Source organism: Enterococcus sp. 22-H-5-01 (assembly GCF_050310005.1).
Taxonomy (GTDB): domain Bacteria; phylum Bacillota; class Bacilli; order Lactobacillales; family Enterococcaceae; genus Enterococcus_A; species Enterococcus_A hailinensis.
Window position 1 is genome coordinate 1,561,499 of sequence record NZ_CP189993.1, and the last position, 15,187, is coordinate 1,576,685.

13 protein-coding genes and 1 riboswitch are annotated in these 15,187 nt (G+C 38.0%); of the genes, 6 read left to right on the forward strand and 7 right to left on the reverse strand.

Annotated features, from left to right (window positions below):
• The first annotated feature begins 173 nt into the window (after positions 1-173).
• Positions 174-497, forward strand: a complete 324-nt coding sequence (locus ACQKTA_RS07965) for a DUF960 domain-containing protein (protein WP_427813373.1) — start codon at positions 174-176, stop codon at positions 495-497.
• Positions 498-619: 122 nt separating this feature from the next.
• Positions 620-1,993, forward strand: coding sequence for an MATE family efflux transporter (locus ACQKTA_RS07970; RefSeq protein ID WP_427813374.1), 1,374 nt, complete (start codon positions 620-622; stop codon positions 1,991-1,993).
• A 29-nt stretch (positions 1,994-2,022) separates the two neighbouring features.
• Here ACQKTA_RS07970 and ACQKTA_RS07975 read toward each other — a convergent pair whose 3' ends face one another.
• The 3 genes from ACQKTA_RS07975 to rpsO form a co-directional block, all read right to left on the reverse strand.
• Positions 2,023-4,020 (reverse strand): KUP/HAK/KT family potassium transporter, encoded by a 1,998-nt coding sequence (locus ACQKTA_RS07975; RefSeq protein WP_427813375.1) that lies wholly within the window; start codon positions 4,018-4,020, stop codon positions 2,023-2,025.
• 258 nt (positions 4,021-4,278) lie between these two features.
• On the reverse strand, positions 4,279-6,402 hold the full coding sequence (gene pnp, locus ACQKTA_RS07980; RefSeq protein WP_427813376.1) for a polyribonucleotide nucleotidyltransferase: 2,124 nt from the start codon (positions 6,400-6,402) through the stop codon (positions 4,279-4,281).
• 219 nt (positions 6,403-6,621) lie between these two features.
• Entirely contained in the window at positions 6,622-6,891 is a 270-nt protein-coding gene (gene rpsO, locus ACQKTA_RS07985; protein WP_332579839.1) for a 30S ribosomal protein S15, read from the reverse strand.
• A gap of 266 nt (positions 6,892-7,157) precedes the next feature.
• Between rpsO and def the strand changes: the two genes are divergently transcribed.
• Positions 7,158-7,721, forward strand: a complete 564-nt coding sequence (gene def, locus ACQKTA_RS07990) for a peptide deformylase (RefSeq protein WP_427813377.1) — start codon at positions 7,158-7,160, stop codon at positions 7,719-7,721.
• A 93-nt stretch (positions 7,722-7,814) separates the two neighbouring features.
• Here the strand turns inward: def and ACQKTA_RS07995 are convergent, their stop codons facing one another.
• Genes ACQKTA_RS07995 through ACQKTA_RS08005 form a run of 3 tightly spaced genes read right to left on the reverse strand, consistent with a single transcriptional unit; the run spans position 7,815 to position 9,932 of the window.
• On the reverse strand, positions 7,815-8,336 hold the full coding sequence (locus ACQKTA_RS07995; RefSeq protein WP_427813378.1) for a transcription repressor NadR: 522 nt from the start codon (positions 8,334-8,336) through the stop codon (positions 7,815-7,817).
• On the reverse strand, positions 8,329-9,171 hold the full coding sequence (locus tag ACQKTA_RS08000) for a chorismate mutase (protein ID WP_332579842.1): 843 nt from the start codon (positions 9,169-9,171) through the stop codon (positions 8,329-8,331). Before ACQKTA_RS08000 ends, ACQKTA_RS07995 begins: the two co-directional genes overlap by 8 nt.
• A 56-nt stretch (positions 9,172-9,227) precedes the next feature.
• Positions 9,228-9,932: an NAD-dependent protein deacylase gene (locus ACQKTA_RS08005; RefSeq protein ID WP_427813379.1), complete on the reverse strand. Its 705-nt coding sequence runs from the start codon at positions 9,930-9,932 to the stop codon at positions 9,228-9,230.
• Positions 9,933-10,143: 211 nt separating this feature from the next.
• Positions 10,144-10,317, forward strand: a riboswitch (Lysine riboswitch).
• Between the two features lie 127 nt (positions 10,318-10,444).
• Here ACQKTA_RS08005 and ACQKTA_RS08010 point away from each other — a divergent pair.
• Together ACQKTA_RS08010 and ACQKTA_RS08015 are read left to right on the forward strand one after the other, a co-directional pair.
• A complete protein-coding gene (locus ACQKTA_RS08010) occupies positions 10,445-12,043 on the forward strand; it encodes an ABC transporter permease subunit (protein ID WP_427813380.1) in 1,599 nt (532 codons plus the stop codon).
• A gap of 39 nt (positions 12,044-12,082) precedes the next feature.
• Complete coding sequence (locus tag ACQKTA_RS08015) at positions 12,083-12,826, forward strand: amino acid ABC transporter ATP-binding protein (protein WP_427813381.1); 744 nt, start codon at positions 12,083-12,085, stop codon at positions 12,824-12,826.
• Between the two features lie 25 nt (positions 12,827-12,851).
• Here the strand turns inward: ACQKTA_RS08015 and ACQKTA_RS08020 are convergent, their stop codons facing one another.
• Entirely contained in the window at positions 12,852-13,445 is a 594-nt protein-coding gene (locus tag ACQKTA_RS08020; protein ID WP_407855091.1) for a TMEM175 family protein, read from the reverse strand.
• A 171-nt stretch (positions 13,446-13,616) separates the two neighbouring features.
• Here ACQKTA_RS08020 and ACQKTA_RS08025 point away from each other — a divergent pair, with 171 nt between their 5' ends.
• On the forward strand, positions 13,617-15,119 hold the full coding sequence (locus tag ACQKTA_RS08025; protein ID WP_427813382.1) for a helix-turn-helix domain-containing protein: 1,503 nt from the start codon (positions 13,617-13,619) through the stop codon (positions 15,117-15,119).
• Positions 15,120-15,187 lie beyond the last annotated feature (68 nt).

Sequence of the window (15,187 nt, forward strand, 5' to 3'; positions counted from 1 at the left end):
CGATGGATTGAATCTTCTCACTTTTTGGATTAAACTATGTCACATACTTATTTAGACTTTCTTATAAGTTAAGAACAATCAGTGGTTTTTTTAGCTAAAAAGATTTACAATATATCACTACAAAGCTTATTTGCACTTTAAGTAAGTGATTCCAACTAAAGGGGGAAACATCTATGTTCGAAACATTCGATTCAAAAAAAAGCCGTTATGCCTCTGTCGGTGTGGTGTCCAGCTTACCAGGCGAGCTGATTGATAGTATCTGGTATATCATTGACTTAGACTTAAAGGGATTGATCCCATTAGAAAATATTTTAAGTTTTGATTTGATCAACAATAATGGTCATGTCACAATGCATTTCTCACAAGAAGATAGCAACGTTGAAATAGGGATCGATTTGCCATTTAATTATTCATATGAATTTCCACAAGAAGTCTATGCATATGATGATGGTCATCGTCAAACAATTTTATTACCCAATGAAATTCGTCAACGTTAGTAATAAAGACAGCCTTTTCTTAAGGGTTGTCTTTTTTTCTTAATAATTTGTTCCATACTCTTGCTTTCAGAAAATTTTATGGTAATATCGTTCAGAAAATTTATTTAGAAAGTAGGAGAAAGATGAAAGAATTAACTCGTGGAAATCCCGCAAAATTGATTATTCTGTTTGCTTTGCCATTATTCGTAGGAAATGTTTTTCAGCAATTTTATAGTATGGTTGATATGGTTGTCGTAGGACAAACGTTAGGCAAAGATGCATTAGCTGCCGTTGGTGCGACTAGTAGTGTTAGTTTCTTGATTATTGGTTTTGCCCAAGGTTTGACTTCTGGTTTGTCGATTATTACCGCACAGCGCTTTGGAGCAAAAGATGCTCAAGGTGTACGCAAAAGTTTTACCACTTCGATTTTGATTAGTTTAGGTGTTACGATTGTTTTGACGACACTAAGCTTACTGTTTTTACGACCTTTACTATTATTAATGCAGACGCCTCCCGAACTTTTAAATCAAGCACAAGAATTTATTTCAGTTATTTTAGCCGGTATTTTTGCTTCTATGAGTTTTAATCTTTTGTCGAATATGGTACGTGCTTTAGGCGACAGCCGTACACCACTCTTTTTCTTAGCTTTAGCCGTAGTCATCAATGTTGTACTAGATTTGATATTTATCATGTACTTCCATATGGGCGTTGCCGGAGCTGGATTTGCTACTGTTATTGCACAAGTCTTCTCTAGCTTGATGTGTATCTGGTTTATTCGTCGAAAAATCCCTTTGTTGCAAATCAATCGCAAACATTTTTCTTTTGATAAAGAAGAATTTCAAATTCATTTAAAATCTGCTTTGCCAATGGGATTCCAATCATCGATCATCGCGATCGGTGCCGTTATCTTACAGTCGGCTTTGAATACTCTAGGAACAGACGTCGTTGCTGCTCAAACAACCGCTAGCCGAATCGATCAATTAGCTATTTTACCGATGATGTCATTCGGTATCACGATGGCTACGTTCACCGCTCAAAACTTAGGAGCAAAAGAATACGGTCGGATCTTGCAAGGTGTGAAACAATGTTTGATGATGTGTATCGGCTTTGGGATTTTTGCAGGAATTTTAGTTGTTACATGCGGACATTTCTTTGTAGGACTTTTTGTTAGCCCTAGCGAAACACGTGTCTTTGAGTTAGCACAAATTTATTTCAATATCAACGGTTCGTTGTACTGGATTTTAGCGATTTTGCTTGTCTTACGTTATACCTTACAAGGTTTAGGTCAAGCAAAAATCCCAACACTTGCCGGAATCATGGAACTAGTGATGCGTTCTTTCGCAGCGATTATTTTGACTCATTCCTTCGGTTTTGCCGGTGCGTCTTTCGCTTCACCTCTAGCTTGGATGGGATCAACAGCTGTACTATTAACTTCTTATTTTGCTGCAATGCGCAAATTAAAGAAACTCGATCAATCGCAAACATTTGAATTACAACAAATAAAGAGTGAAGCCTGATTATGGGCTCCACTCTTTTTCTTTGATGCTTATATTTTTCTTTCTTTTAGCCAGGTTTTTCTTGTTTCGCCAACAATCAAAGGAACAGTCTCATAAGTCACTTCACTGTATTCGATCCCAAACCATCTTTCTGGTGCCACAGTGTGGTGTTTAATCGCCAAACGCGCTTGCATGACTTGACGATCCCATTTATCGACTTTAGTTACATTCGATAATTCTTCTTGGATCATCACGAAACGGAAATCTCCGACTTGTCTACCAGGTGTCAGTGAGTAATGTTGCGGTTGTTTCGGCAAACGTTCTTGTTTCATCAAATCATGGATGATCTGACGCAGATAGACATTCACATCTTGCGCAATTCGGAAACCTAGATACAATTTAACTTTTACAACAAAATCTGTCTCCATCATATCAATACTATACTCTTCTGTGTACGGTTCATCTGTTACTTCCACATTGACAAACCAATATACTTTTGCTCGTTTCAAACGTTTATCTAAAATCGAATAAACAAATTGTTGCGGAATATTATCTCCCTCTAAACGCGGTACTAAGAAAACCACATTCGTTTGATAATACGGAATCGTATCATCTTCACGGAGTTCTTTCAGCTGTGGCAGATAATCTCTTAAATTTACATCTTGACCCGCATTTTCTTGGACCCGATTACTACGATGCCAAATATACATCACACCTAAAATGATTAATGCCATGGCCACCGCTACAAAACCACCATGGAAGAACTTAGTCACACTTGAGATAAAGAAGAAACCTTCTAAAACACCAAAGAAAACAAGCATCAACGTCGCTACTATTTTCGATGTCCCGTTTTGCAGCAAATAATGGTACAACAAGAAAGTCGTCATCAACATAGTCACCGTGATCGAAAGACCATAGGCTGCTTCCATATGGCTAGAGGTTCGGAAAGTTAAAACAATGATCGAACAAGCAGCCCATAAAATCAGATTGATTGCGGGTATGTACATTTGTCCGATACTTTTACCAGGATAAATGATGCGCATTCTTGGCAATAGTTTTAATTTGATGGCTTCAGAGACTAACGTGAATGAGCCAGAGATCAACGCTTGCGACGCAACAACTGCAGCAACGGTAGCAAATGCCACGCCAAAAATCATCCAGCCGTCAGGTAAAATCTGGAAAAAAGGATTTAAATTTTCGATTGCTTCAATCGAAACATCTCCTTTGGCGTGCAAAATCCAAGCAGCTTGTCCTGCATAATTCAGCATCAAACACACTAAGACGTACGGCCAACTAAAATGAATACTCTTTTTACCGACATGGCCCATATCTGAATAAAGTGCTTCTGCTCCGGTAGTCGCTAGGAAAATACTTCCTAAAATAAAGACACCCATTTTATTATCTGGATTAAACAACAGATGGACGGCATAATAAGGATTGATAGCTTTAATGACACTGAAATCATAAGGAATATTCAGGATCCCCATCAAACCTAAAAATGTAAACCAGAGAAACATGACTGGCCCAAAGGCTTTTCCAACAAAATCTGTTCCAAAACGTTGAATCAAAAATAAGAACAATAGAATAATTAAAGTAATGATAACAATGATGTTTTGATTATTGCCAAATTTTTGATAAAAATCAGGAATTCCTCGTAGACCTTCGATTGCTGTAGTCACGGTCACTGCTGGAGTCAGTACACCATCTGCTAATAAAGCAGCCCCACCGATCATCGCAGGAACAATCAAGTATTTCCCACCTTTACGTACCAAGGTGTATAGAGAGAAGATCCCGCCTTCACCATGATTGTCTGCTCGTAAAGCAATCAAAACATATTTGACTGTTGTTAAAAGCATGACTGTCCAAAAAACCAATGAGACTGCTCCCAGTACAAAATCTTTAGTGACTGTCTCTAAGCCACCATTTGATTCTAAAATAGCTTTCATCACATACAACGGACTTGTTCCAATATCACCATAAACAACACCCATCGCAATCAGTAATCCTGCTGCTGAGAGCCTTCGCATATGATCTTTTTTCTTTTCCATTTTGCACACTCCTAAGATAAATAATCGCCTATTCGGCTGCATCTGTTTTATGAAGAAAGCACATTGAATACAAAAAAAGACCTAAACAACAGCTTTCACTATTGTTTAGGTCTTGCAAATTATCTCTTAGACCAGTGCCAGGCACTAGTTGTTGATCTAAAAGCATAGAATATTATTCTATGTTGCTACTCCCCTAAAACTTATCCGTATTATCCGACTTAATAATAGGTTTGTCAAAGAAAATATTCATTTTCAAGCTTATTTTTCTTCTTTTTTGCCGTCTTCTTCGGTTAACATCGCTTTACGAGATGCATTAACACGGCCTTGACGGTCGATTTCAGTTACTTTCACTAAGACTTCATCGCCTAGTTTAACTACATCTTCTACTTTATTTACACGTTCATTTGCAAGTTGAGAAATATGCACTAACGCATCTTTTCCTTTGATCAAGTTAACAAATGCACCGAATTTTTCAACGCGGACAACTTTACCTAAGTAAACTTCGCCGACTTTCACTTCTTTTGTTAATTCTTCAATAATCTTGATGGCTTTTTGGATCATTTCAGCGTCAGATGAAGCGATGCTGACATTGCCATCTTGATCGATATCGATTTTAACGCCAGTTTCTTCAATGATTCCATTGATTGTGTCTCCGCCTTTACCGATAACTGTTTTGATCTTATCTGGATCGATCTTGATCATTTCGATTTTCGGTGCGTATTGACTTAGTTCTTTACGTGGTTCAGCAATTGTGTCTGTTAAGACTTCTAAGATTTCCATCCGCGCTTTTTTCGCTTGTGTTAAGGCTTCAGAAAGGATTTGTTCAGTGATACCTTGGATTTTGATATCCATTTGTAAAGCTGTGATACCATCTTTTGTTCCTGCAACTTTAAAGTCCATATCGCCAAGATGATCTTCAAGACCTTGAATATCGGTTAAAATCGTGTAGTTTTCGCCATCAGAGACAAGTCCCATAGCGATTCCGGCAACAGGTGCTTTGATTGGCACACCAGCATCCATCAATGCTAAAGTACCCGCACAAATACTTGCTTGAGATGAAGAACCATTTGATTCCAATACTTCCGCAACTAAACGAATTGTATAAGGGAAATCTTCTTCACTTGGAATAATTTGAGCTAACGCACGTTCACCTAATGCTCCGTGTCCAATTTCACGACGACCTGGAGAACCAGCGCGTCCAGTTGAACCTACAGAAAATTGAGGGAAATTATAATGATGGATGAATCGTTTACTTTCAACCGAACCTAATCCATCAATAATTTGGTGTTCGCCTAGTGGAGCTAATGTACAAGCAGATAATGCTTGTGTTTGTCCCCGAGTGAATAGACCTGAACCATGAACTCGTGGTAAAAGACCTGTTTCAGCAGCTAATGGACGAATTTCATCTAATTTACGGCCGTCAGGACGGATCTTGTCAATCGTGATCAACTCGCGAACCACATCTTTTTCAAGATCTTCAGCGATTTGTTTAACTTCTTTTGTTAAATGCGCTGCGTCTTCGTGATCAGCAAATTTTTCAGCGTAGACTTCTTTCACTGTTGCTTTTACTTTTTCGATCTCGTCTTCACGCGCTAATTTATCCATTGTCATTACGGCTGTTTTCATTGTTTCATAGTAGCCAGCAAAAATTTCTTTTTTCAATTCAGCATCGACTTGCAATAAAGAAACTTCCATTTTTTCTTTACCAACAGCAGCGACGATTTCAGATTGGAAAGCAACCATTTCTTTGATTGCATCGAAACCAAATAATAACGCGCCTAACATATCTTCTTCAGATACTTCTTTGGCACCAGATTCTACCATATTGATGGCTTGTTTTGTTCCAGCAACAGTTAAATCGATATCCGACTGTGCATGTTGTTCAACTGTAGGATTTAAAACATATTCACCGTTCACGCGACCTACATCGACACCTGCAATCGGTCCGTCGAATGGAATATCTGAAATTGCTAATGCTAAAGAAGAACCAAACATTGCAGCCATTGATGGTGAGCAATCTTGTTCCACACTCATTACAACGTTTGTTACTTGGACTTCATTACGGAAGCCATCTGCAAACATTGGACGAATTGGACGGTCGATCAAACGAGCAGTCAAAGTCGCTTCAGTACTTGGACGTCCTTCACGCTTGATGAAGCCGCCAGGGATTTTTCCGACTGCATACATTTTTTCTTCGTAGTTGATTGTTAATGGGAAAAAGTCGGTATCTTTTGCTTCTTTTGAAGCTACTGCAGCACTTAATACAACAGTATCGCCATAGCGAACCAATACAGCACCATTTGCTTGTTTGGCAAGCTGACCGATTTCAACTTGCAGAGGACGTCCGCCCCAAGTGGTTTTAAAAACTTGTTTTTCTGACATAATTTCTCCTTTTCCCTTTGACCAGTGCGACGCTACTAAACAAATGGAAATAGCGGTTGAACAATTCAACTGCTACTTGCATTTGGTTAGTAGAGTGACAACACGCTAATCAAATGGGCTTTTATTTTTTCTGAGCGAAACTCAGACATTTTCAGTTTTCAATCATAACTAGCAAAAAAAGTGAGATTCCTAGGAACCTCACTTTCATAGTAGTACGAATTAACGACGTAGTCCTAGACGTTGGATTAATTCACGGTAACGTTGGATGTCAGTTTTACGTAAGTAAGCTAACAAGTTACGACGATGTCCAATTTTTTTCATAAGGCCACGGTATGAATGGTGGTCTTTTTTGTGGGTACGTGCATGCTCATTCAATTGATTGATATCTTCCGTTAATACAGCGATTTGTACTTCTGGAGAACCAGTATCTCCTTCATGGCGTGCAAAATCATTGATGATTTCGTTTTTACGTTCTTTTGAAATTGCCATGTTTTTCACCTCTTTCTGATTTTTCCCTATGACTGAGTAAAGCGTTGGTGATTCGCCTAACCAAGTGATAGGTGGCGTGTCTATGCACACTCTAATACTTTACTCGATTCGGCTTGAAAAATCAAGCTATACAAAATTTTAACTCTTACTTTTGAAATCATTACAAAATTTTTAAAGAACAGATAAAGAAAAACAGTTTTTTTACCTTACTTATTTTTTGTGTTAAACTGATGTGATGAAAACATGTCTGAGAGGAGACTTTTTTAATGATCACAATGGATGATATTATTCGGGAAGGCAATCCAACCTTGGGCGCAGTCGCAAAAGAAGTCCCGATCCCTCCAACTGCTGAAGACGTGGAACTTGGTAATGAAATGTTGCAATTTCTAAAAAATAGTCAAGATCCCGTAAAAGCAGAAGAATTACACTTACGTGGTGGAGTTGGTTTAGCGGCTCCCCAATTAGATATTTCAAAACGGATCATTGCTGTTCACGTTCCAAGCACTGACCCAGAAAAGCCAGAAAGTAGTTTAAGTACGGTTATGTATAATCCAAAAGTCTTGAGCCATTCCGTTCAAGAAGCTTGCCTTGGCGAAGGTGAAGGCTGTTTATCCGTTGACCGTGAAGTACCAGGTTACGTTGTACGTGCTGCTCGCATCACCGTTTCTTATTTTGATGCAGCCGGTGAAGCCCACAAAGTTCGCCTTAAAAACTATGAAGCAATCGTAGTTCAACATGAGATCGACCATATCAACGGCATCATGTTCTACGATCATATCAATGATAAAAATCCATTACACTTAAAAGATGGCGTGCTAGTCATCGACTAACTAAAAGAAAACAAGGACAAAAGTAAAAATACTTTTGTCCTTGTTTTTTACCTATATAAAGATCAGAAGGCGATTAGTTTCTAAACAATTTGTTTAAATTCTTTCTTCATATAAGATACCTGCTTTAGCAAGGGCTTGCTCGATTTCAGCTAAATTTTCGATACTTTCATAGGCAATCGTATGCAAGTGGATGCCATCTGTTAATTCAGATAAAAAAGCGGCCTGATATTTTTGGGCTGCCAATAAAAAGCGGTCAATATCTTTTTGCGATGCCACGTGGAGTCCGCCAGCTAACTCGCCATACAAGGGATGCTCCACAATCACATCGATGACTTCTCCGCCATGTTCCACGATGATACGCAACTCTTCTTCTGCCTGGGAACGACCGTGTTGGACGGCAATTTTACTAACTAATTTTTTTGATTCTCTTTCTAATAAATAGCCTCTAGCAGTTGCGACAATATTTTCACCGGCTGCTCGCAACAAAGCCACATCTCCAACAACGATCTGACGACTAACTCCAAATTCCTTAGCGAAGCTCGTAGCGCTGATCGGTTTTTCGGTTTCTTGCAATGCGGCTAAAATCTGTGCTTTTCTGTGATCGCCATCAATCATGTTTGTTTAACCGCCCTTCTTGATAGTTACGTGATTGTTTCATGATATCTTTAAACGTCTCAACGATTGTTTCACGGTAAGTTTCATCTTTTACAGCCTCCGCGATCTTTTGTAATACAACTTGTTCACGATTAGTGTCTAAAACAGCCTTTTTCGTTTGCGCTTTATAGGCTGTCACTTCTGATACAGCGGACATACGTTTTTCTAAAAGATTGACCAGCTCTTGATCAATCTGATCAATTTTTTTACGTGCTTCAGTCAATTGATCTTTTTTAGGTTCTTCTTCAATCGTTTTAATGATTTGTGCAGGATTACCTCCCACGACAACATTATCAGGAAATGATTTTGTTACTACTGATCCAGCTGCCACTACAACATTGTCGCCTAATGTTACCCCAGGAACAATTACAGCCGCTCCACCGATCCAAACATTGTCGCCGATCGTAATTGGCTTTCCTAATTCTAAACCACTATTGCGTTTTACTGGCTCAATGGGATGGCTTGCTGTATATAGTTGGACGTTTGGTCCGAACATACAATTATCGCCGATCGTAATCGGACAAATATCTAGAAAGACATTGTGGAAATTGCAATAAAAATTCTCCCCTACAAAAATATTGTATCCATAGTCAAAAGAAATCGACGGCTCAATATACACATGGTTTTTCGTTCCACCAAATGCCTCTTTCACGAATATTTCTCGTTTGGTTTTATCCGTTTCTTGATTGATTGCTCGCAATTTTACTCGAGCATCCTTTCGATCCGCAGATAATTCAGGATCACCGGCAAAATATAATTTTCCAGCGATCATCTTTTCTTTTTCTGTTAATTCCACGTATAGTTCCTCCTAGTAGTTCTCGTTTGAATGTTCATATATTAAAAAAATCCCGTTCATTGATCTAATTGTTGAAAAACGGTTGTACCATCTGTTTGGACAAACTTATAGTCACCCGCTAAATAGATGGGTGTTTTATTGATGACGATTATTTGCGTGTTGCTATTTTTTTCATAAACCAAATCACAAAATGGATGGACCTGAAAACTCGTTCCTACGATTACAATCAATTCTGCCTGTCGGACTGCCTTAACCGCTTGTTGGATCACGTCGTCGTCAAACCCCTCACCATATAAAACAATATCTGGTCGAAGCTGACCACCACAAGTCACATGACGGTCACTTATTAGATAATCACTCCAGGCGACAGTTTGTCTACATTGACGACAGTAACAATTATAAAGGGAGCCATGAAAATTTACCAATCGCTGACTTCCTGCAGCGGCATGAAGCCCGTCAATATTTTGTGAAATCACCCATGCTTGTTTTGTACGTTCCATTTCTGCCATCATGCGATGAATCACATTAGGTTCAGCCTTTGTATGATATAAGTGTTTGACAAATGTATAAAATTTTTCAGGTTCATTGATCAGACATTCATTACTTAATAAATACTCTGGCGCTTCGATTCCATGATAAACACCTTGCAACGAACGGTAATCAGGTACTCCAGAAGGCGTCGATACTCCTGCCCCAGTAAGAAATGTGGTTTTTGAACTCTTTTTAATAGTTTCAATTGCTTGATCTACTGTAATCTCCATTTTTGTCACCTCATAAAACAGTATAATATAAATGCAGGACAAAACAAAAAAGCCAATTAATCTTTTGATTTTTTGTCCTTTCTGACAAATCATCCATTAAAATTAGAATATTCAAATATTATTTTTGGCTAATTTAAACGATTTTATTGACTTTTGTATTTTTAGGCTTTAGACTGTGAAACATAATAACTGAATACGAGATGCCTCAAATCAATGAGGTAGAGGTCGCGAACCTTATTAACCCTATGGAGTGTAGAGACACGATGAAATAGGTCTAGGAAGTTTCGCCGAAATGTATAGGATTCTCTTTATTCTGTATGTTGGGACGCAAGCTAAGAACTTGCGGACTGTCTTAGCAGTGATGCTAAGTTGCGCTATGTTTTTGTGAGAGGGAACATCATCTTCTTATTATTTGCAAGCGGCCTTATAGACTTTATCGGCGGCTTTTTTTGTTGCAAATTTTTCCAAAGACAGCATTACCCAATCTCGTAATTTCAAGAAAGGGAGAAATTATGAATAGAAGAAACTTTTCAGTTATCGCATTTATTGCTTTGTTTATTTCACTTTTTGCTGCACCATTAGTCAGCCATGCTGACGAAAAAACCCCTGAAGGAGAATTGAGAGTCGGTATGGAAGCCGGATATGCTCCTTTCAACTGGACCCAAAACAATGACCGCAATGGCGCTGTACAGATCCAAGGAGATAAATCTTACGCCGGCGGCTATGATGTCCAAATGGCAAAGAAAATCGCCGAAAAAATGAATCGTAAATTAGTCATCGTAAAAACTGAGTGGGATGGCTTACTACCTGCATTACAATCTGGAAAAATCGATGCGATCATCGCAGGGATGTCTCCTACAGCTGAACGCAGTAAAGAAATTGATTTTTCAGATCCTTATTACGAATCACAATTAGTTATCGTTACACGCAAAGATACCAAATATGCAAAAGCGACTTCGATCAAAGATTTCTCTGGTGCGAAAGTCACTGCCCAATTAAGTACATTCCATTACGACGTGATTTCACAAATACCTGGAGTCAACAAACAACAAGCGATGGATAATTTTCCAGCAATGCGTGTTGCCCTAGAGTCAGGAACTATTGATGGGTATGTCAGCGAACGCCCTGAAGGTGTAACAGCTGAAAGTGTCAATTCTGATTTGAAAATGGTCGAATTTGATGATGCAAATGGTTTCCAAACCAATCCAGAAGATGTTCAAGTCTCTGTCGGGATGCGTAAAGGCGATTCGGATGTTGCTCAAGTCAATCAAATTTTAGCGGGAATTTCAAAAGAAGAACGCGTAAAAATTATGGACCAAGCAATCAAAGATCAACCTGCTTCAGATGAAACTCAAAGTTCAAGTGGTAAGAAAGAAAATGTCTTTGTGCGCATCTTAAGACAAAACGGCATGATGTTCTTACGTGGTACAGGTGTGACATTGATGTTAGCAATCATTGGTACGACTGTTGGTACACTGATTGGCTTGTTAGTCGGTGTGTTCCGTACACTGCCTGTTTCCGACAATAGCGCTAAGCGTGGTTTCCAAAAACTTTTTGGTTGGATCTTAAATGCTTACATTGAAATCTTCCGTGGTACACCGATGATCGTTCAATCCGCAGTTATCTACTACGGAATCGCAATGGCTTTCGGAATTGATTTAAATCGGACATTAGCTGCTTTGTTCATTGTTTCTATTAATACAGGTGCATATATGTCTGAAATCGTTCGCGGCGGAATCTTCGCTGTCGATCCAGGTCAATTCGAAGCTGCACATGCTATCGGGATGACCCATGGCCAAACGATGCGGAAAGTTGTTTTACCGCAAGTACTACGTAATATCTTGCCAGCAACTGGGAATGAATTAGTTATCAATATTAAAGATACTTCCGTATTGAGTATCATCTCTGTTTCTGAATTGTTCTTCCAAGGGAAATCAGCTGCTGGAACGAACTATCTGTTCTTCCAAACGTACTTCATCATTTGTGTGATTTACTTTATCTTGACCTTCACAGCAACACGTATTTTACGTGTCGTTGAGAAAAAAATGGACGGCCCTTCTGCTTATGTACGTTTAGATGACGTAGATGTTGCAATTGGCGAAGACAAATAAAAATCAATCAGAAATTCGTATCAATTAGGGAGGATCATTATGAGTAGTATTATTGAAATCGAACATTTGAAAAAAAGTTTCGGCGATAATCTCGTCTTAAAAGATATCAACATGAATGTAAACAAAGGAGAAGTTGTCACGATTATTGGTGCATCTGGCTCTGGTAAATCTACCTTTTTACGTTGCATCAACTTATTAGAAACACCCACCGATGGAAAAATTATGTACCAAGGTGAAAATGTTTTAACTCCTGGTTACAACTTGCCAAAATATCGAACACATTTAGGAATGGTATTTCAATCATTTAATCTATTCAACAACATGAATGTATTGCAAAACTGTATGAGCGGACAACTAACGGTGTTAGGGCGTAAAGAAGCGGAAGCTCATAAAGTAGCTATTGAAAACCTAGAAAAAGTTGGCATGGCTCGCTTTATCGATGCTAAACCAGCCCAATTATCTGGGGGACAAAAACAACGGGTCGCCATTGCGCGTGCGCTGTCGATGGATCCTGAAGTGATGTTGTTCGATGAACCGACCTCTGCTCTAGACCCTGAAATGGTCGGTGATGTTTTACAAATTATGAAAAAATTAGCTGAGAGTGGATTGACCATGGTCGTTGTTACGCATGAGATGGCTTTTGCTAAGGAAGTCTCTGATCGCGTCATTTTTATGGATAAAGGCCTGATCGCAGAAGAAGGAACACCAGAAGATATCTTTGTTCATCCTAAAGAAGAGCGAACAAAAGAATTCTTGCACCGTGTCTTACATCCACAAGCGTAATAAAAAAAGTCGTAGGAATAAAATCCTACGACTTTTTCTTTATTATTTTTTGATAATACTCATCAGCCTTTTGATATGAGATCACCCAAATCCCGGAGACTAAGAAACGTCCTATAATACCGATCGGCGGAAAAATAAAAATACCCGCTAACATTAATAAATTGATGATGATCGATAGCTTACTTCTTTGATCTTTTTTTAAAACTTGTGCGACCTTGCTATCAGGTTCGTTTGCTTGAATCAATTGTTTAGATAAGATACCATAAGAAAAACTCCACATCATATAAATGACCACATAGGAAAATTCAGGCCAGAAAGACTCTGGATTTCGCCCCACCCAACTCGTCACTGCTGGACACAAGGTTAGCCAAAAAAGCCAAAAGATGTTTGCCCAAATCACTCGATAATCGATTCTATTCGCCAATTGCATCATCCTATGATGATTGACCCAAATGACTGCTACAAAAATAAAACTAACAATATAAGCAAATAATGTATTTGTGATGCTCACTAGAGAAGCTAACGTCGGCGCGTCAGGTATTTGAATGTTCAATACCAGCACTGTCAAGACAATTGCTACTACCCCATCTGTAAACGCTTCTAAACGTGACTTTGTCATTTTCTTCAACTTCTTTCTTAAAATATCATGAAATTTATTTTTTCTTTATGTAAATTTGGCCATATTTCTTCAGTTTATAACTGACAGTCCTATGTAAATAAAGTACAATATAGGAGAAAATATACTAAAAAAATTCAGATTAGTGGATGAAATTAATAAGGAGGAATATAGATGTTATACGAGGAACTTATGTTTGATTCGTCACTCCTCTTACGTTTTAACATTTTTAAATACTTAAATCAATCATCAAAACAAGTCTTAGCCATCAACCAATTGTCAGAAGATTTAGACTTAAATTATCAACAGAGTGTGATTGAATTAAATGAAATTGATCAAGAATTAGCAGAGATCCGTCCCAATCATGAATCGATCATGATGCGTGCCGGAAAAGTTAATCTAGAAAATCTGAATGCTAGTGTCGATGAGTATCGCTATCATTTATTGCAACAAGCAGTTCCATTCCAATTTATCTTATACTTTTTAAACGAAGAAAACCCGACTATCGAACATTTTTGTGAAAAATATTTTGTGAGTCGTTCGACCGTATCACGTAAGATCGACAAGCTAAAAAAACATTTAAAACGTTTCAACATTCGCTTTACCTATACAGAAGCTGGGATGTCTGGCGATGAACGTTTGATCCGCTTAGCATTATTTGATCTTTTATGGTTAGGAACACGCGGAATCGAATGTCCATTAAATGTGGACCAGCACTTAATGAACCAGCTGATTGACACCTACAAAGATTATTTCCCATTATCAAGAACTTACTTTGGTAACCAAGAACTGAAACTCTTTACTTGTATCTTTATCATTCGTACTAAGAAAAAGAAATTTGTTAAATACGATCCACGCTATAATTTCTTAATGAAGGATAATCCTTATTACGATTTTACTTCATTGCGTGACATTATCGATGTACCAATGACGACACGTCAATTGAAAGGTGAGTCTAGTTTCATTTATTTCTTGGCTCATTATGCTCCATTTTACACGATACGAGACGATCAAAGTCTGAAACAAACGATTCATGATTTTGATGCTCGACCAAATCCTGTCAATGAGTTTGTCGTTGAATTCCGAAACTTTGCTAAAAAAGCCTTGTTCCCTGATCGTCCGGAAGTAATGGATGACCCATTGGTTGTAGCTAATTTATTAAATATTACATTTGGCTATTTCATTTTCCGTCAACCATTTCCTAGCATGATCGAATTAGTGATGAATCCTCATGAAAAACAAACACGTGGTGAGTACATTCTTTTCCAAAATATCCAAAAATTTATGCAAATGGCTAAAGACAATCCATCATACAGCTTTATGAGTTCTGTGCATCCTTATCTTACGCGTGCATTTAATCGTTTATTGCTACCTTACTTTAATCAATTCCCTTATGCGAATAATCTTAAAATAGGGATTGCTTTAGAACATAATGCGATCTTTGTTCGTGACTTGTATCGCTTCTTAGAAGATTTGCGCTTTATTGATGCAGAGCCTTATGACATCTCACTAAAAGAAGATTACGACTTGATTATCAGCTCATCTTCATTATTGAAAAAAGAAAAACCAAATATTCCATTGTATCAATTAGATTTTCCTTATACTAAAAACGAATTAATTCCACTATATATGGAATTACGAAATATTTACGACAAGAAAAATCGCGTATATGAATAGAAAAACAAGCTGAAGCAGTAAGTGCTTCAGCTTGTTTTTATTTAAAAAAAGACTGGATCTTAAAATGC

Bases quoted from the DNA above. Each gene is read 5' to 3' on its own strand.
- ACQKTA_RS07965 (WP_427813373.1), top strand. From the start codon at position 174: ATGTTCGAAACATTCGATTCAAAAAAAAGCCGTTATGCCTCTGTCGGT.
- ACQKTA_RS07970 (WP_427813374.1), top strand. From the start codon at position 620: ATGAAAGAATTAACTCGTGGAAATCCCGCAAAATTGATTATTCTGTTT.
- ACQKTA_RS07975 (WP_427813375.1), bottom strand. From the start codon at position 4,020: ATGGAAAAGAAAAAAGATCATATGCGAAGGCTCTCAGCAGCAGGATTA.
- pnp (WP_427813376.1), bottom strand. From the start codon at position 6,402: ATGTCAGAAAAACAAGTTTTTAAAACCACTTGGGGCGGACGTCCTCTG.
- rpsO (WP_332579839.1), bottom strand. From the start codon at position 6,891: ATGGCAATTTCAAAAGAACGTAAAAACGAAATCATCAATGATTTTGCA.
- def (WP_427813377.1), top strand. From the start codon at position 7,158: ATGATCACAATGGATGATATTATTCGGGAAGGCAATCCAACCTTGGGC.
- ACQKTA_RS07995 (WP_427813378.1), bottom strand. From the start codon at position 8,336: ATGATTGATGGCGATCACAGAAAAGCACAGATTTTAGCCGCATTGCAA.
- ACQKTA_RS08005 (WP_427813379.1), bottom strand. From the start codon at position 9,932: ATGGAGATTACAGTAGATCAAGCAATTGAAACTATTAAAAAGAGTTCA.
- ACQKTA_RS08010 (WP_427813380.1), top strand. From the start codon at position 10,445: ATGAATAGAAGAAACTTTTCAGTTATCGCATTTATTGCTTTGTTTATT.
- ACQKTA_RS08015 (WP_427813381.1), top strand. From the start codon at position 12,083: ATGAGTAGTATTATTGAAATCGAACATTTGAAAAAAAGTTTCGGCGAT.
- ACQKTA_RS08020 (WP_407855091.1), bottom strand. From the start codon at position 13,445: ATGACAAAGTCACGTTTAGAAGCGTTTACAGATGGGGTAGTAGCAATT.
- ACQKTA_RS08025 (WP_427813382.1), top strand. From the start codon at position 13,617: ATGTTATACGAGGAACTTATGTTTGATTCGTCACTCCTCTTACGTTTT.